Annotated in this window: 19 protein-coding genes; 10 read left to right on the top strand and 9 right to left on the bottom strand. The window is 54.6% G+C overall.

Annotation, left to right across the window (positions count from 1 at the left end):
* The 10 genes from NTX59_08605 to NTX59_08650 all read left to right on the top strand — a co-directional run.
* A partial coding sequence (locus NTX59_08605; GenBank protein ID MCX5785738.1) for a caspase family protein occupies window positions 1-1683 on the top strand: 1683 nt, incomplete at its 5' end.
* A gap of 191 nt (window positions 1684-1874) precedes the next feature.
* Complete coding sequence (locus tag NTX59_08610) at window positions 1875-2912, top strand: hypothetical protein (GenBank protein ID MCX5785739.1); 1038 nt, start codon at window positions 1875-1877, stop codon at window positions 2910-2912.
* On the top strand, window positions 2900-3052 hold the full coding sequence (locus NTX59_08615) for a hypothetical protein (GenBank protein MCX5785740.1): 153 nt from the start codon (window positions 2900-2902) through the stop codon (window positions 3050-3052). Before NTX59_08610 ends, NTX59_08615 begins: the two co-directional genes overlap by 13 nt.
* Before the next feature lie 242 nt (window positions 3053-3294).
* Complete coding sequence (locus tag NTX59_08620; GenBank protein MCX5785741.1) at window positions 3295-3564, top strand: hypothetical protein; 270 nt, start codon at window positions 3295-3297, stop codon at window positions 3562-3564.
* A gap of 388 nt (window positions 3565-3952) precedes the next feature.
* Window positions 3953-4330 (top strand): hypothetical protein, encoded by a 378-nt coding sequence (locus tag NTX59_08625; GenBank protein MCX5785742.1) that lies wholly within the window; start codon window positions 3953-3955, stop codon window positions 4328-4330.
* 967 nt (window positions 4331-5297) lie between these two features.
* Entirely contained in the window at window positions 5298-6368 is a 1071-nt protein-coding gene (locus tag NTX59_08630; protein MCX5785743.1) for a hypothetical protein, read from the top strand.
* Window positions 6355-8391, top strand: a complete 2037-nt coding sequence (locus tag NTX59_08635; protein ID MCX5785744.1) for a fused MFS/spermidine synthase — start codon at window positions 6355-6357, stop codon at window positions 8389-8391. Before NTX59_08630 ends, NTX59_08635 begins: the two co-directional genes overlap by 14 nt.
* Window positions 8388-9410 carry a peptidoglycan bridge formation glycyltransferase FemA/FemB family protein gene (locus NTX59_08640; protein ID MCX5785745.1) on the top strand — a complete coding sequence of 341 codons (1023 nt, stop codon included), beginning with the start codon at window positions 8388-8390 and terminating at the stop codon, window positions 9408-9410. Before NTX59_08635 ends, NTX59_08640 begins: the two co-directional genes overlap by 4 nt.
* Window positions 9407-10255 (top strand): hypothetical protein, encoded by an 849-nt coding sequence (locus tag NTX59_08645; GenBank protein ID MCX5785746.1) that lies wholly within the window; start codon window positions 9407-9409, stop codon window positions 10253-10255. The genes NTX59_08640 and NTX59_08645 overlap by 4 nt, the downstream gene beginning before the upstream one ends.
* A 12-nt stretch (window positions 10256-10267) precedes the next feature.
* Window positions 10268-12139: an O-antigen ligase family protein gene (locus tag NTX59_08650; GenBank protein ID MCX5785747.1), complete on the top strand. Its 1872-nt coding sequence runs from the start codon at window positions 10268-10270 to the stop codon at window positions 12137-12139.
* Window positions 12140-12541: 402 nt separating this feature from the next.
* On the opposite strand, the gene NTX59_08655 is transcribed toward NTX59_08650, so the two are convergent.
* From NTX59_08655 to kdpC, 9 genes are all read right to left on the bottom strand, one after another.
* Entirely contained in the window at window positions 12542-13765 is a 1224-nt protein-coding gene (locus NTX59_08655) for an NAD(P)/FAD-dependent oxidoreductase (GenBank protein ID MCX5785748.1), read from the bottom strand.
* Complete coding sequence (locus tag NTX59_08660; GenBank protein MCX5785749.1) at window positions 13762-14742, bottom strand: 4Fe-4S dicluster domain-containing protein; 981 nt, start codon at window positions 14740-14742, stop codon at window positions 13762-13764. Before NTX59_08660 ends, NTX59_08655 begins: the two co-directional genes overlap by 4 nt.
* A 115-nt stretch (window positions 14743-14857) precedes the next feature.
* Window positions 14858-16411 (bottom strand): FAD-binding oxidoreductase, encoded by a 1554-nt coding sequence (locus NTX59_08665; GenBank protein MCX5785750.1) that lies wholly within the window; start codon window positions 16409-16411, stop codon window positions 14858-14860.
* A gap of 218 nt (window positions 16412-16629) precedes the next feature.
* The gene (locus tag NTX59_08670) at window positions 16630-17730 is read right to left on the bottom strand and encodes a ComEC/Rec2 family competence protein (GenBank protein ID MCX5785751.1); all 1101 of its coding nucleotides are present in this window, start codon (window positions 17728-17730) and stop codon (window positions 16630-16632) included.
* 187 nt (window positions 17731-17917) lie between these two features.
* Window positions 17918-19042: a metallophosphoesterase gene (locus NTX59_08675; GenBank protein MCX5785752.1), complete on the bottom strand. Its 1125-nt coding sequence runs from the start codon at window positions 19040-19042 to the stop codon at window positions 17918-17920.
* Window positions 19043-19115: 73 nt separating this feature from the next.
* A complete protein-coding gene (locus NTX59_08680; GenBank protein ID MCX5785753.1) occupies window positions 19116-19772 on the bottom strand; it encodes a flavodoxin family protein in 657 nt (218 codons plus the stop codon).
* Window positions 19773-19905: 133 nt separating this feature from the next.
* Entirely contained in the window at window positions 19906-20592 is a 687-nt protein-coding gene (locus NTX59_08685) for a response regulator transcription factor (protein ID MCX5785754.1), read from the bottom strand.
* Window positions 20589-23264 (bottom strand): sensor histidine kinase KdpD, encoded by a 2676-nt coding sequence (locus tag NTX59_08690; protein ID MCX5785755.1) that lies wholly within the window; start codon window positions 23262-23264, stop codon window positions 20589-20591. The genes NTX59_08685 and NTX59_08690 overlap by 4 nt, the downstream gene beginning before the upstream one ends.
* Window positions 23261-23830, bottom strand: a complete 570-nt coding sequence (gene kdpC, locus NTX59_08695; protein ID MCX5785756.1) for a potassium-transporting ATPase subunit KdpC — start codon at window positions 23828-23830, stop codon at window positions 23261-23263. Before kdpC ends, NTX59_08690 begins: the two co-directional genes overlap by 4 nt.
* Between the last annotated feature and the right edge of the window lie 125 nt (window positions 23831-23955).

A 23955-nucleotide genomic window follows, 5' to 3' on the forward strand; every position in this document is an offset into this window, starting at 1 on the left:
GTGACCAGCGTCGCTTTCTCTCCGGACGGCCAATACGCGCTGTCGGGAAGTTATGACAAGACCCTCAAGCTCTGGGACATAGCCACGGGCCAACTTGTGCGCACTTTCGAGGGGCATGGGAACAGTGTGACCAGCGTCGCTTTCTCTCCTGACGGCAAATACACGCTGTCGGGAAGCTATGAAAACACTCTAAAGCTCTGGTACGCCGCTCCAAACTACGCTTACGCGGTTGCAAGTGAACTGCGGGCAGACTATCCTGTCCCCGCCCTGCCCGGCAAAATGGAACAAGGCAGGTATGAAAGGAAGAGCTCTTTTGACGCCCGCGTGGAAAAAACGAAGGCTGATTATGAACGCGCCGTTAAGGCTTACAATGCCCGCCTACCGGCAGGCCCGTCAGCCGGCGAATTTGGCCGCGCCTTCGCCGCTTTCTACGGCAAGCCCCGGATAGCCTCAACAAGCTATGCCGCTGATACCGGCATATTTACCTTCAAGGTTTCAGCCAGCGGGGCGCAGGACAAGCGTGAATACGTTTTTGAACTCAAGCAGCCCGTGCCCAACGCCGAAGCCGAGAATTTTGAGCCCGCGCTCAAGTCCGCAAGGCCGGTTGTCTATTTCAGGCTGGCAAACGGGGCCATCTCGCCTTCTGGCGCGAAGGTGGAAGTGAACGGAAAAAAATACGACGCTATGCCCGCCGCCGAAACCGTGCAAGCCGCTCCCGAAGTGGCGGATTTGAGCGGACTTATAGGCACAACCATCAGGCCGGGACAGATTGAAATTTCCGCCATCGCCACCAATACGGACAATCCCAAACTTGCGGCAAAGGCGGCGGAGTTGGCAAAGCTCCGGAAGGAAAATGCGGACAAGGCTACAATAGCCGAGATGGAAGCAGAGATTTCCAAACTAAAAGACGAGGGAGTGCCCACTTATACTTCCGACGTGGACGCGGCCAATTTCAAAAACGCCGAGCGCGGGGAGGATTTTGCGCTGATCGTGGGAGTGGAGTCCTACGAGCAAAAGGATTTGCCAAAGGCCGATTATGCCGAGCGCGACGCCGAGGCTGTGAAGCAATACCTGCTTGCGTTGGGTCTGCCGGAGCGCAACATAAAGCTGCTCAAGGGCTCCGGGGCAACCTATGCCAAGCTAAGGAGCTATCTGGAATCATGGCTGCCTAAAAACGTGAAGGAAGACTCGCGCGTGTTCTTCTATTTTTCCGGCCACGGCGCGCCCGATGCCAAAACAGGCAGCGCGTACCTGTTGCCGTGGGACGGCAATCCCGAATTTCTGGAGACCAGCGCTTATCCGCTGAAGGAAGCTTATGAAAACCTCGGCAAGCTGAAAGCGCGCCAGGTGGTGGTGGCCTTGGACTCTTGTTTTTCAGGCGCAGGCGGGCGCTCAGTAATACAAAAAGGCGCGCGTCCGCTTGTTGTGGTGCGGAATATTAATGCTTTACCACAGAGCCTTACGCTACTTGCCGCCGCCAGCGGCGACGAGATAACCGGCGGACTGGAGGAGCAGGGGCACGGAATATTCACTTATCATCTGTTGAAAGGGATTTATTCCGGTATCGCTGATTCCAGCAAGCTGTGTAAATACTTTAAACCCAAAGTGCAGGACGCCGCCGCCCGCCAAAACCGCACGCAGACGCCTATATGCAAAGGCGCGGATGTGGATTTTCTGCGTTAACGGCTTATAGAACCCGCCCGGCTGGACGAAGACTTCAACCCGGCCAAGGGCCTTCTGAAAGCCAAATGGCGCTGAGCACTGGAGCGGTAGGGACTCATCATCTTCAAACCTTTTCGGTGTTTCCATCGTCTCATTTTGGTTGTTTTGTGTCCGATGAATGATTTGTCTTCAACCATGAAAGGTGAACTGACATGAACTACTGGCAGGTTTCTGCGGGGTCGTATCAACGGGACTACACAGCCGACTTCCTAAAGTACGGCATGGCTTTCGTGGGCGGGACGAAGCAGATCGACACCATGCCGCAGGTGAATCTTGGAGACCGGATGATTCTGAAACGAGGGAAGACCAATATTGTCGCAGCGGGCACGGTCGTGGAACGGAAAGGCAGGGTCAGGGGAAATGCGGAGATATCTGGTGAAGAAGATAAGCGATGGCTGCTGGACTATGATGGTTGGTACCTGCCTGCCTATTGCTATGTGGAATGGCATGTCCCACCGCAGCCGTTGGCAGTAAAGAGGCTGACTCGGTCGACTATCCAGCGCTGCAAGATACTTGGACTCAGACAAGAGGCAGACCAGATCATCGCGACATGGCCAGTCCGATCCCTTGCACCGGAACCAACCAGTGTTGCCGATCTAAGCGACGACGCGATATTGGAATTTCTCGTCAGTAAAGGGCGGTGCCCGTCAACCGTCGAATTGACGGAATCTCTGAAACGGATTCGACTTCTTGCCAAGCACTACTATCATGAACAGGGGTTCAGATGGAACGACGTTAGGGAGCACGAGACCCGTACGTTCCTCATCATTCCGTTCCTCCTCGCTCTCGGGTGGTCTGAAAAGCAGATTAAGATTGAGTTGCCAGTGACGGGCGGGAGGGTGGATATTGCCTGTTTCTCCCGTGTTTATCATCGCTGCAACGATGAGTGCGTCCTAGTCCTGGAAAGCAAAGGCTTCAGCCAAGGATTGGACTATGCTCACGGACAGGGCAAGCACTACGCCACCAAGTTTCCCAAGTGTCAGGTGGTCATCGCGTCCAACGGGTACTGCTACAAGGCGTACTGCCGTAAGCCCGATGGGACGGGTTTTGAGGAGTCGCCGTCGGCCTACCTAAATCTCATCCACCCTACGAAAATGTATCCGTTGGATCCCTCGATCGGTGGCGGGACTCACCTGCTCTCGTATCTTCTCCCCCCGGCTGTAAAGTTGCAGGCAATTTGGCAGATGTAAAGGGATTTGTTATTCAGCAGCGGTCTTACGGCATTAATGCCGGGGAGAAGTATCTCCTGAACAAGCTTAAGACCGCGCTGCCGGACGACAGCCTTATCTGGCACAACATAGACCTGCTGAATCATTATCGGCCGACATAGTGGCGTGCCTGCTGCGTTTTGGCGTTATTATCTTCGAGGTTAAGGGCTGGGAGAAAGGCACACTGGCCCGCATGTGAAGTGGAGTGTTGTTGTGTAGCCTATGGCGCAAAGCCATTTCGTCTGCTAGACTATACCTGTCGTTTGTTGCAAATGTTCTTTGACATTCTAATTCCTTAGTGATTCGGAGGAATCAATAAGGAAGATGAGTTTTGCGGCAATGAGCCGCAAAAAAGGAGGGTGCTATGTATAATAAAGCAGTTCGGGCCATGGCACACTCTAGGAAAGGCGTCGTGCGTAATAAAAATGATGCCCATGGCCCACCAAAGAAGCAAAGAGAGTTAAAGGTTCGTAACCAGAAAAATCGGAAAAAGGCTGCCAATAATACCTACATAAAAAAGCTCATAAAAAAACTTACAAATAAACTTATAAATACACTTGTAAACAAACTAACTAAAACTCTAATTATAAAAATATACTCAATCTTAATCTCATACTTAAACTTAAAGCCATAAAACCTCCACAAATAAAAAACATAAACCTTAAACTCTCGTGTTAAAGTGAAAGAAGTGTAGTTATAGCAGCCCCCGCAAAAAGCGGGGGCTGTTTTTATGAATGAGTAAATAGAACCCGCCCCGGCTGACGATTAAACCAACCATCCCGCCACTCTTAACTAGCCCGGACACCCGCCGGGTATGTTGGGACTTTTCAAAATTTCAGAAAAACACCCCTCTTTTTGGCCGTCTGCGGCACACCGTGCTTGTTACGGCACCTACGCAAGTATTGTATTATAGCGAGAGGGGAATATTTTTGCAAATTTTTTTAGGCGGCCAGAAGCTTTAGGTGTGAGGGGAACTAGCGATAAGTGCTCTTATATTTCCTACAGTCTAAAGGAGAAAATATATGATAAGTTATCAAAAATTAGTATGTGTTACTGCATTAGTAATATTAACTAGTTGCTCTAAATCTTATATAGGAAGGACTTATGTAAGTCAGACTTCACCTGAATATATTAGGTTTATTACTAAAGATACGATTGACTGGAATCATAAGGATGAAAAGTTATATTCATTTAGTGATGATTCATTCTCTATAATAGAATTAAAATATAGTATTGGAAAAATAGAAGGTAATATTAAAGTAAAAAATATAAATAAAACTGAAAAGTTTAGAGAAATTAGAGTTGTTTATACATCTTTAGTGGAGAAGACGATAGGATATATGTATATAAATGATGATAAATTAGTAAGAGATGATGAAATTTATTTATTACAAAAATAAGGAAAAGGTAGCGTCTACTTTTTTGCAACCCGCCGTTTGAATTCAACATATATTAAGAATGTTCGTTTACCACTGGGCGGGCCCCGCACTTTTTCCGAAGAGGGCCAAAGTGCGAGGCGGGTAAATATGGATGTGCCGATATTAAGGGTGGGGGAAATACACCTATTAAAGAAACGCCGGGGAATACGCCAGAGAAACGTAAGACGCGTTGGATTAATGGAGGGGAGGCGGCAGGTTTGTCTGAGGGGGTTTTCCGGAGGCCGACTTGGGGTTGCAGTCAAGGGAGGCCGAGGATAAGGGCCGACGCGCTGGAGAACCCGACCCCCTCAGACAAATCCGCCGATAGGACCCCGACTATGCTAACCTGCGGCGTGTTAACCAAAGCTATAGCCCGGCGTTACCTCGGCAGAGGGGACGTTGCGTCTTTTAGCAACTTATTATTTTTGGCTCGTTTTTAATAACTTCCCCTCTCCGATATAATTTACCTCCCCAGGAGAATTCAAACCGTTCCCCCGCCGTTACTTTAAAGAAATGGGGTCAGCCACCATTTAATATTGGCATAAGACTGGCTGCAACCACTGGGCGGGTGATTGAGATGTATCGTGACAAGGGCGGGGGAAATATACCTATTAAAGAAACGCCGGGGAATACGCCAGAGAAACGTAAGACGCGTTGGATTAATGGAGGGGAGGCGGCGGGTTTGTTTGAGGGGGTTTTCCGGAAGGCGACTTGGTCTTGCAGTCAGGGGAGCCTGAGGATAAGGGCGGCCGCGCTGGCCGACCCGACCCCCTCAGACAAACCCGCCGACAGGCCCCCGCACTTTTTCCAAGAGGCCAAAGTGCGGGACAAGCCCCGACTAGGCTATCCTGCGGTTCTAAACCCAAAGCTATAAGCATAAAACGAAAGCGCGGCGGCGGCGCAGCATTTGCGCTGCGGCGCGGTAATTTCTAGAATAGTTCTTAATACAATGGACAAACTTGACGACCTGCAAGTGGGCGACTGGGTGCGCTGGGGAGGATCCGACTGGGAAGTGACGGACAGGAATGTCTACACTAAATCCAGCGCCTACGATGAAGTGCACTGGAAGCTGGAACCGGACATGGGCCAGGAGCGGTACCTTGTCATGTCCAAAGAGGACAAAGGCTCCTCAGTGGAAGAGATATGTGTTTGCACCAGGGCAACGGGCATAGGCGGAGTGGAATACAGGACGCAGTCCGGCCAGTGGCAGGCCTTCAGGGAAACAGACTCGCTGAAAGAAGCCCCCGCGACGATCCGGTTTAAAAACCTGGAATTCGCCCTGGAGGGAGAAACAAGCGGGGAGGATGAAGACGACGACGGCAACACAGTAGTTACCCTGACCTGGGATTACTACGACACGCCGCGCTCCATCAACTTTGCCATAGAAATATGGAAAGAGGAGGACGCGGATTATTTTGACGCTTACTACGGGAATGTGACCAAACCGTCGGATTTTGAGCTGCTCCCGCACCGGGCTCCGTCGCTGGCTAAAAAAATAAAGGAGGGCGGTCAGGTCATCATCCTCTTCCTTTTTTCCTGCGTTTTTTTTCTGCCGCTGCTGGCGGGTATTCTGACCGCTTTTGACATAGGCGGCGAGTATGTTTTCGTGAGCGCCATACCCGTTTTGTTGATCCTTATAGCCGGGACTCTCACCGTTTCGATCGAACTGCTTGGCGCAGCGCTTATATCCGCCGTTATCGCGGCGGCGCTGCTGATAAAGTTCAGGGGGCTCGGCGCTTCCTACTGGGAATATTCCCTTTACGGCGCCATCGCGGGGCCGGCGCTGGTTTCGCTGCTGGGCAAACTGTTCCCCGGCGCCGGGCGCTGGGACAAGCCCCTGGCCGCGGCTAATGCCACAATGCTTAGCCTGTGGATAATCAGTTTTGCGCACTACATAACATCCGCCCCCCGGCCCCACGATCCGGGGGAACTGATCGTGGCCTGCGCGCTTCCTCTTGCGCCGGCCGCGCTGGTACTGGTACTTTATAGGATCAAAGAGACCGTAAATGGAAGATCATAGGCTTACTACGAGGGCAGTTCCGGGCGGGCTCGCCTTCTATATAGACGAGAACCTGCAATTTGACAGCCGCGACGAGGCCGTCTACCACGAGGCCCTGGCGCTGCCGCCTTTGCTTCTGGCGCGCCGGCGGCTGAAGCGTCCCCTGGACGCGCTAATACTCGGCGGAGGCGACGGCCTGGCGCTCAAGCGCCTGCTTGGAAGCCTCTGCCTGCGCTCCGCCGAACTTGTGGACTACGACAACAGCGTGCTGGCGCTCGCGCGCAAAGAGTTCCGGGAATTGAACGGAAACGCGCTTTACGACCCCAGGGCGCGCGTATACGCGCGGGACGCGCGGGAGCACCTGAAATCTTCACGCGGAATTTTCGACATTGTTTTAGCCGATTTCACTTTCCCCGAAGACCTGGCCGGAGGCTCGCTTTTCACCCGCTCCTTCTTCGCGGATGCGCGCGCAAGGCTGTCGCCAAAAGGCCTGTTCGCCATGAACGCGGTTTCTCCTGAGCGGTTCCCGGCCGCTTTCTGGTCCATATACAAAACCCTTATTGCCGCCAGGCTCTATCCAAGGCCGCTGCGCGTTCCCGTTCCCTCCTTCCGCTCCCATGGCTACGGGGACTGGGGAATGTTCCTGGCGTCCCCGCTCCCGCTCAAGGACGAAGAATTAAAATCACTGCGTTTTGCGCGCAGCAATTCCTGGCTTACCGGGGAAACTTTCCGGACGGCGCTGCGCCTGCGCGCGGCCGGTATTGAGCGCGGCCTGCCGCTGAGCAGAGTAATAAGGAAGCCCGGCGACATGCTGGCCCTGATAACCCTGCAGGAGCCCGACCCGGCCGGGGGACCCGCGCTGGCCGACTTTTCCGACTCCGCGGCCGTAAAAGAACTGCTCCGGGGCCTGCCGGGCGCTGAAAAGCTCTGGTGGCCGCAGCTCGCGGGCGAGTGGGAATGGCGCCTTAAGGAAACATTGAAGCGGCTTGACTGGGAGCTTTTCCTTGAGGAACTGGAGAAAAATGCCGGTTCTCTCTCGGATAAAGCGCTTGCGGAAATACGCGCCCTGCGCGAAAACCTGCCCGATTTTCTTGAAGGCGCCCTGCCGAGCACCGACCGCGCCTGGCAGGTATTCGCCCTGCTGATGACGCTGCTGGTTTTAGTTAATGTGGCCTATCCCGACAACGCCTACGCAAAAGGCTCGTATTACAGCGGCGGGTCCGGCGGCGGCGGCGACCTTGAGATAACTTTTTTTATGCAGCAAACCCGTTCACCGCTGCACAATCCCGTATTCCAGGGGGACGATGTCCTGTATACGCTCACCTCCGCCGGTAAGCTCCGCTCGGTGTCTTTCGTAAAGTACAGGGCCCCCGGGTCGGCCTACGCGATAGGCCGGCTGGTGGAGGACCGCCTGTTCTTCGCTCTCTCGGACGAGTCTTTTGTTTCAAAGAACGGCGACCTTTTTATAGCGCCGGGCCCGCAGAACTTCCTTATGAAAGCGCAGCCCGGCGGCTTCCTGTTGCTGGATAAAACCCAGCCCGAGCCTGTGTTCGAGTTTTACCCCGAGGATAACTCCCTGCAAAACGCGCGCGCAGCGATAGACTTGAACAGTAAGGCGGCGGATAAGGCGCTGGCCGACTATTCCAAATGGCTCGCCTGGGCCTCCCCCGCGGCCGCTGTTTCCAAAGAAATACGCGCGGAGGAGAATGAAACCCGGAATATTTCCGACATACGGGAAGCCCTTGAAAAAGCGCGCGCAAACCTGCAGACGGGCGCGCCGGGCCCCCGGCCGGAAATACCTCCGGACTGGTTCCGCCTTGCGCCCGGGCTTTACCTCGCGGGAAACGGAGCTATAACGCTTCTGCACAGTAACGGGGGAATATATTCATACCCTTTCAAGGACGTTTCTTCTTCCGCGTACACAGCGCTCCCCGAAAACGAATCCCTGGAAGTATTCATTGACGAAATGCTCAAGCTCCGGTGCGCGCAGACCGCGCCCAACGACCCGCGCAAGGCCGTGTTTGAAAAACTTATAAACAGATGAGAATAAAACCGCTTAAAAAAGAGCATTCATCCGCCTGGAACGGGCTCGTGCGCTCTTCGGAGTGTGCCGGTTTCATGCAGAGCTGGGAATGGAGCGAATTTAAAGAAGCGGAAGGGGCGCGGGTAGAACGGCTGGGTATTTTTGACGGCCCCTCGCTCACCGCGGGCGCCATAGTCTACAGGGTTGAAACCTCGCTCGGCGTATCCCCGCTTACAATTCCGCACGGCCCGGTGCTGCCATGGGGCGACAAAACAAAGGCCGCGGCCTGCTTCGCCCTGTTGAAAGAGCGCCTGAGCGCCTTGTCCGAAAGAACCGGCTCTCCCGTAGCCCGGATCGAGCCGTTCATCTGCTCGCAACCGGATTTCCTTCAGGGCCTTGTGCGCGCCCCGCTTGACCTGGTGCCCACGCCGACGCTTATGCTTGAGCTGGGGAAAGGCGACGCTGAACTGCTCGGGGCGATGACACAGAAGGGACGGTACAATGTCCGGCTGGCCCTGCGCAAAGGCGTGGAGGTAATATCCTCCGGCGTGAACGACCTCACCGGCGAATTCCACGAATTATTCGAGCTGACCTGCCACCGGCACGGCTTCGCGGGTGAGCCTGTCGGGTTTTTCAGGCGTCTCATTGACGCGCTGGGACCCGCCGGCATGGCGCGCGTTTACCTGGCCTCCCATATGGGTATAAAGACGGCGGCCGCGGTGGCGGTATTCTTCGGCAACAGGGCGACATATTTGTACGGCGGCACCTCCCCGTTCCTGCGTTCCAGCATGGCAAGCTACGCTATGCACTGGCGCATTATACGCGACGCCCGGGACATGGGCTTTAAGTTCTACGACCTATACGGCATAGCCCCTGGGGACAAGCCGTTCCACCCCTACGCCAGGTTTTCTTCTTTCAAGGCGCGTTTCGGCGGCGCGCAGGTGCGCACTATAGGCGCGCATGACCTTTATTTTTACCCGCAATTGGCCAAAACGCTGGTTTCCCGGATAGGGCTCGCGGTAAAAGGATCCACCATATGACAGAAATGCTGAACCATATTTTAAAATCCCTGGGCTACGGCCTGATGGCCATAGCCTTATGCTACCTGGCAAGACTTATATACAGGCTGAACCCCGCGCGGGGAAAACTGGACTGGCAGCTGCTGTCCTCTAAAAACCCGGCCGCGGCGATAGGCGCCGGCGGTTATTTCCTCGCCGTGATCATCTCGCTGGGCGGCCCCATTTCCTGGGTTTCAGAATCTTTCAGGCAGGGAGCGCTGGAGGTTATAGGTTTCGGGGCGCTGGCACTGGCGCTGCTGAACGCTTCAATGTGGATGGCGGACAGGACTTATCTTAAAAGCCTCCGCCTGGACGCAAGGATCAACAAAGGCTCCACGGGCGCCGGTCTGCTTAGGGCGGCCCATGAGATAGCGCTGGGTTTGGTGATACTCGGCGCGTCGTGGGGCGACGCGGGCGGCATATGGGTGATGGTTTCCTTCTGGGGGCTGGGACAACTGCTGCTTGCCGCCGCCATAAAGCTATATTTCACGCTGGCAAAACTGGATTTGGCGGCCCAGCTTGATAAAAACAATACGGCGGCGGCAATAAGCGCCGCCGGCATCATGATCGGCTTCGGTTTTATCGCCTGGGCGGCGCTCTCGGGCCCGTTCCTGGGCTGGATCCGCAGCACGGCGGAAACCGCCGCTTATTATGCGGCGGGAACGCTTGGATTGCTTATTTTCCGGGCCGCGGCGGACCTTGCCCTGCTCCCGGGCGCAACCTTCAGAGCGGAAGTTATGAAAGAGCCGGGCAACAGAGCGGTGGGCGTAATGGATGCCTCGCTGACCATAGGCATAGCCATACTGATGACTTGGTGCCTTATATAGTGAGAACAGCTTGTGAACTTTACTAAAAATATTTCCAGCGACGGACAGGGACCTGCCGCAGCCCCGGACGCGGCCGTTGACAAGAATCCTGCCGGGGAAAACTTTCCCTGGCGCACCGCGCTGCGTTCCATATTGCTGTTCCTCGCGGCAGTGCTGCCTGTGGCATTCTATCTGAGGACCTACGATTCCGTAACTGTTAAGACAACTATAATGCAGCTTGGGGTACTAGCCGCGGCAGCGGTATGGCTTATCGGAAGCCTGAACGACGGACGCATTGAAATATCTTCTAAAACCGCGCCGCTTATCCTGCCGGCGGCGCTTCTGCTTATATGGAACGGGCTTTCTTTTTTACATTCTCCTTACCGCCTTGCCTCGACGGACGGATTCATCAAGCAGGAGGCGTTCCTGCTTTCCTTCATCCTCACGCTGATCAGTTTCCCGCGGCGGGACGTCCGAAAGGCGGTACTGGTGATGCTGGCGGCCTGGGCGGCCATAGTTGTATACGGGTTCCTGCAATCCACAGGGGTGGACCCTTTCGTCTGGAAAGGCGCGTTCGGCGACCGGCTGTTCGCCACCCTGGCCAATCCCAACCTGTTCTCGGCATACCTGCTGCTCCTGTTCCCGCTGGGCCTGGCGCTGATGTGCGACGGCGGGGTGCCGGCCGGGCTTCGCTCCGCGGCGGGAGCGTTCTCACTGATCGGGGTATTTCTGGCAATAAAAACGGGCTCCTCTTCGGGGAAGACCGCCTCCATCATCGCAGCCGTCATCTTCATTATATCGGCCTGGAGGTCCATAAAAGAAGGACAGCGGGGCCGGACGCTGGTATTCGCCGGAATGTGCGCGATAATATTCCTTATCTCCTTTCCCTTCATGGCGCAGCAGAGCCGGCCTGACCGCGACCACGACTTCCGGCTGCAAACGCGGGAGGGCGCGGTTTCGCTGATAAAGAACCAGCCCTGGATGGGCTCCGGCCCCGGTTCGTTCTGGGTCAGATACCCGGCTTTCCGAAAACAACAGATCTTCTTCATCGAACAGAAACACAACAACGAAACGGACCACCCCGAAAACGAACTGCTGGAGCAGTGCGCGGACACCGGCCTGGTGGGGGCGTTCCTGTGGCTGTGGCTGTTCTGCATTGTGATATTCAGGGGCGGCAGCGCCCTGCTGAATGGCGACCGGGAGGATGACTCCATATACACCGCCGGACTTTTGGCCGCCACGCTCGCAAGCGTGCTGCTGGCGTTAAACGGCATCTCGACGCGTTTTGTAGCGCCGGGCTGGCTGATATACTTCAGCGCGGGACTTCTGGGAGCGGCCTCCTCCGGGAAACAGGGAGAGCCGGATTCCGTCCTGACATTTCCGCTGTCTTTCGGGGGAGTGGAACGAATACTTTTCATCCCGATACTGGCCGGGGCCGTTTACCTGGGCTATGGTTCGATAAAAATATTCCGATCTGACCTCTGCCACAACATCGGCATATTCTACGCGAAAGCGGGCAATTGGGATGAGGCCGCCAAAAATTTCGGGCAGGAATCCCAGGCGGCGCCCACTTATATAATGAGCCGATACTTCCTTGGCAACGCTTTCCAGGACCGTGGCGGCCCCGGGGACTATGAGCGCGCGCTGAAGGAATACCGTAATGTACGGAGCATGGCCCCGGACTATGTACAGGTGCATTTTCAGGAAGCGCGGGCACTGGAGAAATTAAACCGCATCCCCGAAGCGATAGAGCGCATGGAAAGGCAGGTCCGGCTGGACCCGGTCTGGGATACGGCTTGGCTTGAACTGGCCGGGCTTTACGGAAAAGCCGGCAATATAGAAAAAGCGCAGCAGGCCGCTAAACAGGCCGAAGCTGTAAAAGCCATGTGGACAGTCCGACATTAAGTCTCACGCAAAAACTCCGGTTTTTTAAAGAAAATTCCCCCGCGTATGTGGACGTTAGATATTTGCATAAGTCTGGCTGCGACCACTGGGCGGGTGATTAGGATGTATCGTGAAAAGGGTGGGGGGATATCACCTAATAATTTAAGAAGCGCCGGGTTAAGAGCTGGAGGAACGTAACCTAGTGAAGGGGTGGCACCGGGGTTTGTTCGCGGGGGTTTTCCGGAAGGCGACTTGGGCGTGCAGTCAATGGAGCCTGAGGATAAGGGCGGCCGCGCTGGCCGACCCGACCCCCGCGGACAAATTCCGGTGACAGGCCCCCGTGTGCAACTATACAACCCACCCGCCAAAGCCATAAACACGGCGTTACTGTATTGATCGGAGTTGTACGGAACTTGGAAAAGTTTACAGCCAGCGGTCGGGGGGGTAATAGCCGGAGAACTGCCGGCGGACAGCCTGCCAGAAGATCTGCCGCCCCCACTTCAGCGGAGCGTACAAGCGCATAAACGACAAAATATCGCGGATTATGGCGAGCCGGTCCGCGGGTTTGTGCTTTTTCAGCGCCCCGCGGAAATCGGCCTCGTGCGGACGGCCGAAAATTATCTTCAGCGGATTCCACTGGTCCGAACACCGCCTTACCTCCGAAGAAACCATTGACCTGTAAATTTTCTGTATATCCCCGTTGTACCTGAAAGCCTCGACCGCCGCTTCCCCGGCGATAGCGCCCGAATGCAGAGCCACGCTCATACCCTCGGCTATCATATTGAAAAAACCCGCCGCCTGCCCCGTTATTATCACCGAACCCCTGCCGAAAACATAGCGGTTTATAAGCGAAGGCCCGAAATTAGCAGTAACTATCTCGGGATCCTCGCCCGGCCCCAACTTCACATTATGTTTCTTCTCCAGATAATCCAGAACGCGCCGGTGCCGGGAGTCAAAATTATCGCCGCACAAAAAGCCCACTCCCACTATCTGCCTGCCGTCCCGCGCGTGGCTCCAGGTATAATGGCCGAGCTCCGGATGGAACCAGAAATGAAAATAGTCGTCGTCCAGCGGACAGTCAATGACCGCGTGAAATTTCTGCCCGACAATAAACCAGGGTATCTGTTTCGGATAATCCGGATATACGGCTTTTAAGACCGCAAGTCTCGGGCCGTCCGCGCCTATTACATAGCGCGCCTGATAACGCAGGACCTGCGAGTCTTTTTCGGCGGTCACTTCCACCCGCCCGCCTTTATCTTCAAGCCCGGTGAACTCCGTTCCGTCGTGCACTTCAGCTTTGCTTTGCTTTATAGCCCAGGCATCCGCCAGTTTCCTGTGGAGGTGCGGGGTAGGTCCCCCGTCAAAATCCATCACCACGGATTTCAGACATGGAAAATGAAAAGTAACACCCCGGCAGTAAGCGGGCTCGTGCAGTATTTCCTTCGGGAGGGGGCCGAAATTCTCGATCAGGAACCTGTGGCCACGCGGCGACAGAATGCCGCTGCACGCTTTATGGCGGGGAAGTTTTTTGCGCTCAAGGATAATTGTCTCGTAGCCTGAGTCTGTCAGGCGCTTTGCACACGCGGCCGCGGCCGGCCCGGAGCCGACTATTATCGCGTCCGTTCTTATGGTTTCAAGTTCCGTCACTGCAGTTCCGAGACATGAAGAACATTAACACTTGAGAGCTTTTTAAAAATCTCCATATCTTCAATAGATTCAAGCACGACCCGGCCAGCCTTGCGCCTGTCAAGTATCCAGCGGACCTGTTCGGCGCTGTCAATGCGGCTGGAGCCGCGGCGTTTTTGCGGCTCCGTGGCGCCCACTGGTATTGCCGCCCGCTGAAGGCTTGTGCTCATTGTGCAGCCGGTCTGAAGGCGCACGCGGTCGTAAAATTTAACCAGGCGTTTATGATCGGCGTGATAACCGCGGGGTTCTATCACATAAAGATCGTCCGGCGTCAAAGCCTTTAATATTTCAGGCCGGCGCAGCAGCGCTTCGCCAAGTCCGGCAACGGGTATTTTCGGGAACCAAGCCTTGAGATACCTGTGCAAAAAACCTTCGGCGGTTATAAATTCCGCCACGCCCGACATAGAGCTTATAAGGTTTTCAAGCCGTTCCGGCGGCGGCCCGCTCCCCGCGTCCATATCAGCGGCGATATCGGAAATATCATCGTCCTCGGACGGAAAGATATTATCGCGTTCAAGCAGCCGCGTCACGCGCTGGAAAATTTGCCCGTCTTTGCGCGCGGCCATGCCGGGAAAGAATATTTTTTTACCGGCAAATGTTTCCCGCGAAGCTTTATCGGACGCGGCGCGCTCCGGCCGGGGGGAACCGGTTTTTACAGCCAATTGCGCGCGGAGTTCCGTCGTAAGGCCCACTGTATCGAGCCCCGCCGGGCAGACCGTACCGCAGGCCCCGCACAACACGCACGCGTTAAGGGAATCGCGCATATCCTCAAGGGAGCCTCCCGTCTGAAGAGAGCGCATGCGCCCGCAGACCGTAAGCATTACGTCGCGGGTCTGACGCCAGACCGGGCAGGAAAGCAGGCAAACCCCGCAGCCGATGCAGGTGTCATATCGGGACTTAATATCAGAATTAACCGGGGTCATTTCGATCTTATTCATGTTTGTTAATATTCAGGCAGACAGAATTAAGAATCAGGTAATCTTTCTTGTCACTACTGTCCTCATTCTGACTCCTGACTTCTGACTACTGGCTACCTAAGTAGTTACCATCGCTTTAGAAAAGCACATCCGGGTTCAGTATCATGGCCGGATCGGCCGCGCGTTTCAGGGCCAGGTGCTTATCGACCACTTCGTCGCCGAACGCCCGCCGCACATAGCCCTTCATCATGCCGCCGAAACGGTAATAGCTGGTTTTCATATCCACGCCTATGTCGTATATTTCGTTCTTGAAGGACTGAAGATAATCCCGGCTGTACTCTGTGTCGCCAAGTATGGGCTCGAACTCGCACCCGTAGGCGAAGTCAACCGCGTCGGGTGGAACGCAGGAAAGCTCATAGCGCTCCCGCTTGCCGGAAAGTTTTATGCCGACGCAATACAGCGTGTAGTGCGGAAAATATTTTTTACACACCGCGTTCCCTCGCTCAATGGCCTCAACGTATTTTCCCGCGCTGACGGCAAGGTCCGGAATGACCATCTTCCGCCCGCCCCAGAACTTCCATACCGAGTTGCTGAAAACCACCGCCCTGTCCACTATCTTTCCTTTCTCCATGTGATGGCTCGGTTTAAACGCGGGTTCAAGCGCGACTTTGCGGCGCAGAAGGTAAAACGCCTCGCCGAGACGCCAGGGCCGCAGCGCGTAATACCAAGACATGCGCAGCGCAAAACCGAATTCCCCGTGCCCGCGGATGCGGTCCCTCCAGTCTTCAAAAAAGGCGCGCTCGCGTTCGTCGGAGTCAAAAGCCACCAGCAGGTTCACGGCTTTGTCGAGCACCGTAAGTATGCCGCAATAATCGGCCGCGTCGCCGCGCACAAGCATCTGCAGGTCTTCCATGGCCAGCCGCAGCGAACCATAATAAAAATAATGCATTGTTATAGGCGTAAATTTGCGTATGCGGAGCACAGCTTCCGTGATAATACCGAACTGCCCGTAACCAAGAAGTACCCGTTCAAAAAGCTCCTGATTAACGGCTTCGGAACATTCTTTTATTTCGCCGGTGGGCGTAACCACCTGCAGCCAGAGCGCCTGGTCGGCGCTGCAGCCAAGCCGGGGGGAGTTGATGTCTATCCCGCCCACGGAAAGCGTGCCGCCGACCGAAGCCGTCATGTTGAGCGGAGCGGATAAATAATCAAGCCCGTCCCTGCGCAGCGTTTCGGCCAGAGTATGCCAGTAAATTCCGGCCTGGGTCCGTACTGTCAGGTTTGCGGCGTCGATTAAAATAACGCGGTTCATGCCGCGCATGTCCAGCAGGAGGCCTCCGAAAGCCACGGATTCGCCTTCCGTGGTAAGCCCGCCGCCTTTAACCGTAACCGGCACCCGGTGCATCTGCGCCGCTTTAAGTATTTCCGATATCTGCTGCGCGGACTCGGCTATTGCCACACCGTGAGGCATGCCGCAGGCCAAGCCGCCGCTGTCCGTGGCATAGACAAGGCAGGTCGGGCGTTTTTCGCAAATTTCGATATTTTGGGAGCGCAACGAAGCGACAAAAGCGTTCCAGCCCTTGCCGTTCCATCTGGCCGGGTTGGTTTGTGCGCGCGGAATTCCTTTAAGCGAATCCTGCGCCATTGCATCGGGAGAAACATTTTTCAGAACCACGGCGGTGGTATTCAAGAAAACTCCTTTATCCGCTTTCGTAAAGTCTTCCGCAGTTGTTCCCGCGGCTTTTCGCGCGGCAGCTAAAATACTATACCCGAACCCGATTAGCATGTCAATAAAAAAATAAAAATACCAAAAAACAACGCGACACACCGTTGTCGCGTTGGTCTGCTATACTATTTTAAAGAAATCAGCGCCGGAGACGGAAATATAAGGAAAAGCTTATGCGCGAATTAATACTGGCTCCAGGAATAAGCGGCGGCTGCGGGCTGCGCGCTCAGCGGGCCTGTATAGGAGGCATTGCCGCCTATGGTGTATTCCTGCGTGCCGCCCTGGTCGGTGCGGTATATGGCGGCTCCCGCGGCCTGCAGGCGGGACAACGCCGCCTGTGTGGGGTGGCCGTATGAATTGTTCGCGCCCACTTCAATATACGCCGCTTTCGGCTGCACCTTGTTTAAGAAAGCCGCGCTGGATGCTCCCGCGCTGCCGTGGTGCCCCACCTTAATGACATCGGACTGGAGCTGGGCGCCGTATTTTTGCACCAGCTGCGCTTCCACATCGGACTGCATATCGCCGGTGTATAGAAGGGAGGTGTTCTGGTAGGTGACGCGGAGCACAATAGAGCAGTTGTTAAGCACGGTGCCGTTGCTGCTGGACCCGGGTGTGGAGCAGCTGTGCAGCACTTTCACCTGAACTTCGCCGGGGTCCCAGTTGAGGGTATCGCCCTCCGCGGGATAGGAAACGTTCACTCCCATGCTGCTGATTTTGGCGCGCAAAGTTTTTATGGTGGAGGAGCCGGTATTTTCCTCCTGGGTATCGTAAAAATTGCTTACCTGCAAATGGCTGAAAACATAATCAAGCCCGGTATAATGGTCGGAGTGCGGATGGGTCAACAGAACATAATCTATCTTTGTCACATTGTGCTGGCTGAGGAACTGCGCCACAAGCGGGTCGCCGGAGCCCGCGGGATTTGCGGGGCCGCCGTCTATAAGCACGTTCTTGCCGTTGGGCAGCTCTATATATTCTGAATCGCCCTGGCCCACATTGATAAAGTAGGCGTGTAAGGCGCCGGCGGAGGATAGAACAGCCGTCGGGGCCGGCACGGCCGGCATATCGCCCGTGTTTGCAACGGCGGTTTTAAGAGGGATATTACTCAGGCCGGCAAAAGGCTCCCGGCTTTTGAGGGTTTCAATGCTGTCCGCCGCGCAAAGGCGCGCCGTATTCAGGAGGAGAAGCGATGAGAGGATTGTAGCAGTGAGGAAGAACCTGTTGTTGCGTTCAATGTTGCTGACCATGGTAATCCACCTCTTATTCCGTGCCGGAATCTGCGCCATGGTGACTTCCGATTGGGGTCAGAAGGTGGATGCTCCCCGGCCAATTCCGAGGATTACATGTTGCAATGAGAGTATAGGTACAAGGGCTTATACGCGCATGGGCCTAAAGACCTATAGGTCAATAGGCCCAAAGACCTATAACAAAAAAGGCGCGGAAGGGGGCGGAACCGCCAGAACGACAGGTTATTTATTTAGCCGGGTGCAGGATAAATAAAGGAAGCTCTGAAGAAGTGAACAGCCGCAGCGGCGGGCCCCAGGTTCCGGCCCCTGAAGTCACATATATGGTGAAATCTCCCAGCCTGTAGAGGCCGTAAAAATATTTAAAGAGCGGCCTCTCCAACAGCCCGAACTGGAATAGCTGCCCCGCGTGAGTGTGTCCGCTGAGTATCAGGCCGGAGCCGGCTTTCATAACGGGGTCAAATCCCTCCGGCCGGTGCGAAAGAAAAACAACCGGTTTGGCAGTATCCAGCTCTGCGACAAGGGCGGCCAAGGGGCGCGCCGGCAAAGCGCCCCTGCGCGGATAATCCGTCCCCGCCACCTGCAGGCCGGCGGCAGGCTCATATTTTTCAGAGCGCAAAAGCTTCACCCCGCAGCCGGGATAGAAAGTATCGGCGGTTTCAGTGCCGGAAAAAAAATCGTGGTTGCCAAGCACGGCGGCCATTCCATATTTAGAGTGTATGGACCGGATAATGGAACTGACGGCCAGGCTGTCAGCGTTGCCCCGCTCGGTAAGGTCACCGGTGAAAACAACCAGGTCCGGTTCCAGCGCATTTATCCTTGCGGCTATTTTGCGAAAGCGCTCCGTGGTGATAATGCGCCCCAGATGCAGGTCGGATATCTGCACCACCTTAAAACCGTCAAGCCCCGGGGGGAGGTTCCTGAGCGTTATATCCAGCGTGACAACCTTAGGGATCGCGGCCCCCTGCCACAGCGCAAGCAGGATAAGCCCCGCAGCAAGCGTTAGCGAAACAATACCCAGCGTACGCTTGTGCGGCCGCGCGGCCCGGACGATACGCAGGAGCAAATAAAACAGATCGCAGAAAACGAGAACCGTAACCAGTATGGTCATCGCGCCGAGCCAGAAGAAACCGGCCCATATCACCGCGTCGGACAGACTTCCCCTTCCAAGTTTTTCACAATACTCGGCGGCGGGCAGGGCGAGCGCCAGCAGACATAGCCCCGGCTTAAAGACCCGTGACTGTTTAGGGGTAAGGATGAAATAGCGGCCCAGCCATAGGGCAAAATAGAAATGGAACGCCAGGTAGATAGAAATAAGGACAGGACCGAAAAAATGGAAATTGTAGGGTTTCATTGGCTGGAAGGATACAGCTTATAGCTTATGGCTTATGGCTTATGGCTTATGGCGCTTTGGGTTACGGCTTATGTTACAGCCAGCCTTTTTTCCGCCAGTACTGATACTCGCCCGCCCAGTCTTTTTTTCTGGCCTTGATTATCGCGCCGAAATATTTTTTGGCATTCTCAATGGCCTTCTTCTGGCCGGGATAGGCCTTTTTTTTGCGGATGTCCGAGGCCAGGGTTTTGCCCAGCTCAAAAGCTTCTTTCATTTTCTCATTGACCGTCATAGCGCGGGAGGATACTCCTCCGCAATATTGCGCGCCGCAGACATTGGCGTAATGCCCGACATAGTCCACAACCTCCGTGTCCCGGCCGCTGCCCGAAGAAACGGCGCCGGCTATATATTTATCCAGAAGACGCTTGCAGTGGATGAAATGGGAGGAACGGTCAAAAAGGGCTTTCATTGAGGCCGTGACCTGATTTATATAGTTGGGGGAAGCTATAATTATGCCGTCGGCCTTCAGCATTTTTTCCAGAATATTATTCGCGTCGTCCTTTATGGGGCAGCCCATTATCTTTTTATGGCATTTCCCGCATTCCGCGCAAAACTTTATTTTGAGGCCGGACAAATGGATAATTTCGGAAGTCACGTCCGGTCCGGCAGCGCCTTTCAGCACCTCTTTGGCCAGAAGAAAGGTATTGCTGTGTGCCATCCGGGGACTTGAAGAAATTAAAAGCAGTTTCATATTCAGCGCCTCCGTCATTTTGCGGTCCGATCAAACTATTTTCCGCCTTTGAACTTATTCCAATTATAATAAATTGCGCGGCCTCCGGACCGGTAAACGCCAATAGTACCGGTCCGCGGAAATTCACCGCAGTTCAGACCTGGATCCTATAGCCTACGCCGGGATCGGTGATTATAAAGCCGCGGAGTTCCGGACTTTTGTCTTCCAGTTTGCGGCGAAGTTGGCTTATATATATCCGCAGATAATGGGACTGCTCAACGGCGTGCGGGCCCCATATTTCGGACAACAGATGGGATTGCGTTACTATCTTTCCGGCATGGCTGACCAGAGCCTTAAGCAGGTTGAATTCAGTGGCTGTCAGATGGGCTTCTTCTCCGGAGATGAAAACTTTCCGTTTGCCAAAATCAATTTCCAGCGGGCCGTGCCTGAATGTCGTATCTTCCTGCAGGTTGATAGAGTGACGCAGCGCCACGCGTATTCTTGCCAGAAGTTCCGTCAGGCTGAAAGGCTTGAGCAAATAATCATCAGCGCCGGAATCCAGTAAAAGTTCCTTGTCCGAGTCGGCGCTTTTCACTGTCAGTATTATTACCGGCACCCTTGAAAATCCGCGTATTTCCTTCAGCACTGCAAGCCCGTCTTTATCCGGCAGGTTAAGGTCCAAGATCACCACATCCGGGTGATTTTCAGCCGCCGTTTTCACGCCTTCCTGGCCGGTTTTGGCGAGCATTACCTCATAGCCTTTAGCGGTAAGACTGGCGTCCATGAAACGCCGTATTGATTTTTCGTCGTCGACAACAAGAATTTTCGCGCCTGCTTTCATTTGGTTTCCAAATTCGGCTGCGGTTCCACCGGCAATGTTATTGTAAACTCCGCGCCGCCGTCAGGCCGGTTTGACGCGGCTATAGCGCCGTTATGCAGTTCAACGACAGTTTTCGCGATCGCAAGGCCGAGCCCCGTGCCGCCGGCCGGCGTACCCGGCACCCGGAAAAAGCGGTCAAACACCTTTCCCAGATATTCCTGCGGTATGCCCTGTCCGCTGTCCGTCACCCGTATCACTATCGTTTCGCCTTTTTGCAGCGCGCTCAATTCTATGCGGCTTCCGGGCCGGGTATAATTAAGGGCGTTGGACAAAATATTCACTAAAACCTGTTCCATAAGCGCATAATCCGCGTATAAAAAAGGCAGTTTATCTGGGACATGCAGCTCCAGCTTATGCGCGTCCAGCCTTTGGTGAAGTTTGGCGGCGCAGGACTCCGCCAAATCGCGCACATCGAACCATTCTTTTTTAAGGCTGAGCAGCCCCGATGAGAGACGGGACATGTCCAGAATATTAGTTACTTCCCTGTTGAGGCGCTCCGCCGCTTCTGAAAGCTCGCCTAATATCGGTTTCCGCGCCTGCGGGTCGGCCGCTATCTTTTCGTCTTCCAACGCGGAGACAAGCCCTATTATGGCCGTGATCGGTGTTTTTATTTCATGCGATACGCTGTTGAGTATGGTCTGATAAAGTTTTTCAGAGCGTTTCAGCTCTTCAGCGGATTGCGCCTCTTCCCGGTAAACTTCCTGCTCAAAATAGAACGCGATTTGTCCGCACAGGGCCAGCAGCAGGCTTCTGGCTTCTTCAGCAAGCGCTGTATCAGGTTTATTGGGCATGTAAGCCAATACTCCCGTAACTTTGCCGTGCGCTATAAGCGGTATGTATAATGCCTGGGACGAGCTTAAAGTGTCCGTGCTCCAACCCGCTTCTTTGCCGTTGTCCAATACCCACTTCGCTATAGCCCATTCCCGCGCATCCGAAAGCCAGCGCACCGGGGCGGCGGTCGTTATATCATAATCATGTCCGCCTTTTACGAATACCACTTCAAATGAAGCGTCGAAGAAACCGCGCATTTTGTTCATTACGGTCTGCAGGCATTCTTTGCGGTTGGATTGAAAAGCGAATTGCGCCATAATATCCAGCATAGCATCGCTTGATTTTTCCTTCGTCCGCAAAAGCTGCTGGTTGCGCATTATGCGGTGGCTTAGCAAACCTGTTATGGCGGCGACCAACAGGTATGTCAGGCACATCAGCGCGTCTTCCGTCCGCGTAATACCCAAGGTGTATTTTGGCGGGATGAAAAAGAAATTCCAGACCATGGCGCTTAACACGGAAGAGAACAATATCGGGCCGACGGTAAGAAAAGCTCCCGCCGCAAGCACCGCAAGCAGATATAAAAATCCGATCGACTGATAGCTTACGGCCGGAGCGAGCAACGCTCCTATAACGGTTATCGCTCCGATCAGAACAAGCGCGGACTGGTAAGGCCGTTTGCCGGCCACATGCGAAAACGGCAGATAAAATATTCTTTTTGAGCCGGCAGGCAACTGCTCGTCGTGCAGGACATGAATGTCAATATCCGTTTCCGTCAGCAGCCGGCCCAGCAATGAAGGGCTCAGCTTCGAAAAAAGAGTCCGGCGCGGCCTGCCTATAAGTATTTTAGTCACGCCATGCTGCTTACCGACTCTTGCGATGGCGGAAACCAGATCCGCGTCCGTGGTGGTGATAATTGCCGCGCCAAGACCGCGCGCAAATTCTATATTTTCGGAAAGCCTGTTTTTATCCTCCTGCACTAAAGCAACGCCGGTATCCACATGCAGCGCTATCCAGTCCGCCTCCGCCGAGAAAGCCATTTTTCTGGCCGCGCGTATAAGCCTGCGGGAATGCGGGCTGTGGCTGACAGCGACCAGCAGTTTCTCACGCGAGTATTTGGAAGACTGCCCCGCGGCGGATAGTTCCCGCAAATCGTTGCCCACCACATCACCCACGAACCTCAGCGCGATTTCGCGCAGGGCGGTAAGCTTGTCCTGCCGGAAAAAATTGTCAGCGGCCTGCGCCGCTTTTTCGCCCAGATATACTTTGCCCTCGGCAAGCCTTTCCAGCAGCGTTTCGGGGGGGATATCCACCAGCTCTATCTGTTCCGAGCGTTCTATAACGGAATCCGGCACGGTTTCCTGTATCGCAATGCCTGTAGCCAGTTCCACATCATCTTTGCGGCTTTCCACGTGCTGGATATTGAGCGTGGTGTAAACGTTGATGCCGTGGTCCAGAAGCTCGACAATATCCTGCCAGCGTTTTTCATGCCGCGAACCGGGGATATTGGTGTGCGCCAATTCGTCCACCAGGGCGAATTCAGGCTTGCGTTTAAGCAGAGCGTCTATATCCAGCTCGGCGAACTCTTTATCTCTGTAAGAGATCGGTTTTCTTGGAATTACCGGTATGTTTTCCAGCAGTTTTTGCGTTTCCGTCCGCCCGTGGGTCTCTATTATGCCGGCGATCACGTCGGAGCCGTCTTTTATCAGGGCATGCGCGGCTTCCAGCATGGCATAGGTCTTGCCCACGCCGGCCGACATGCCCAGAAATATTTTCAGTTTGCCGCCTTTCTCCCGCTCCTGAACTTTTTTAAGCGACTTCAAAAGTTCATCGGGGTCCGGTCGGATCGCGTCATTGTCTGTCATTTTAAATATTTCTCATCCAGTTCAAGATTGAGCCGCAAAACATTGACTCTCAACTCGCCTAAAAAGCCAACTTGCCTTTGTTCTGTTAGAGCGTCAACCAAGGATATAATATCAATTTCCGGCACGCCGCGTGCTTTCGCCACTCTTGCACACTGTATACGCGCCGCTTCCGAACTTATATGCGGGTCCACCCCGCTGCCTGATGCGAATACCATCTCGGGCGGGACCGGTTTGCCCGCGGCTTCGGGATTGGCTGCCAGGAAGGCTAGGGTATTGTCAGCGGCCTGTTTTTGGAGCGCCAGCGAAACAGGCGAGAGATTGCCGCCGCCGGACGGGAGAGGGTTGTAGCCGATGGCCGAAGGCCGCCCCCAAAAATAGCGGGGAGCCTTAAATTCCTGGCCTATAAGCTCCGAACCGGCGGTTTTACCGCCGCCGCCCACAAAACTGCCGCCGGCTTTTCCGGAGAAGAAAACCCGCGCGAAGCCGGTGACGACAAGGGGATAAGCCAGGCCGGTGATAAAAGTCAGGACCAGAAAAATTTTTACTGCGGGCCAGAATGTTTTCATAAATAGCTCCTGTTGGTACTGCTTAAAGAAGACAGAAGTCAGTAGTCAGAATCCAGAATATGGAAACCCTTTCTCTTTGCCGATGTCTGCATTCTGGCTACTTAATTCTGACTTCTGGCTACTCC

Source organism: Elusimicrobiota bacterium, from assembly GCA_026388155.1.
Lineage (GTDB): Bacteria > Elusimicrobiota > Elusimicrobia > Elusimicrobiales > UBA9959 > UBA9634.

Coding starts and splice junctions, on each gene's coding strand:
- NTX59_08645 (MCX5785746.1), top strand. CDS start 9,407: ATGACAGAAATGCTGAACCATATTTTAAAATCCCTGGGCTACGGCCTG.
- kdpC (MCX5785756.1), bottom strand. CDS start 23,830: ATGAAAACATTCTGGCCCGCAGTAAAAATTTTTCTGGTCCTGACTTTT.
- NTX59_08685 (MCX5785754.1), bottom strand. CDS start 20,592: ATGAAAGCAGGCGCGAAAATTCTTGTTGTCGACGACGAAAAATCAATA.
- NTX59_08660 (MCX5785749.1), bottom strand. CDS start 14,742: ATGAATAAGATCGAAATGACCCCGGTTAATTCTGATATTAAGTCCCGA.
- NTX59_08620 (MCX5785741.1), top strand. CDS start 3,295: ATGTATAATAAAGCAGTTCGGGCCATGGCACACTCTAGGAAAGGCGTC.
- NTX59_08610 (MCX5785739.1), top strand. CDS start 1,875: ATGAACTACTGGCAGGTTTCTGCGGGGTCGTATCAACGGGACTACACA.
- NTX59_08630 (MCX5785743.1), top strand. CDS start 5,298: ATGGACAAACTTGACGACCTGCAAGTGGGCGACTGGGTGCGCTGGGGA.
- NTX59_08640 (MCX5785745.1), top strand. CDS start 8,388: ATGAGAATAAAACCGCTTAAAAAAGAGCATTCATCCGCCTGGAACGGG.
- NTX59_08680 (MCX5785753.1), bottom strand. CDS start 19,772: ATGAAACTGCTTTTAATTTCTTCAAGTCCCCGGATGGCACACAGCAAT.
- NTX59_08670 (MCX5785751.1), bottom strand. CDS start 17,730: ATGGCGCAGATTCCGGCACGGAATAAGAGGTGGATTACCATGGTCAGC.
- NTX59_08625 (MCX5785742.1), top strand. CDS start 3,953: ATGATAAGTTATCAAAAATTAGTATGTGTTACTGCATTAGTAATATTA.
- NTX59_08635 (MCX5785744.1), top strand. CDS start 6,355: ATGGAAGATCATAGGCTTACTACGAGGGCAGTTCCGGGCGGGCTCGCC.
- NTX59_08675 (MCX5785752.1), bottom strand. CDS start 19,042: ATGAAACCCTACAATTTCCATTTTTTCGGTCCTGTCCTTATTTCTATC.
- NTX59_08690 (MCX5785755.1), bottom strand. CDS start 23,264: ATGACAGACAATGACGCGATCCGACCGGACCCCGATGAACTTTTGAAG.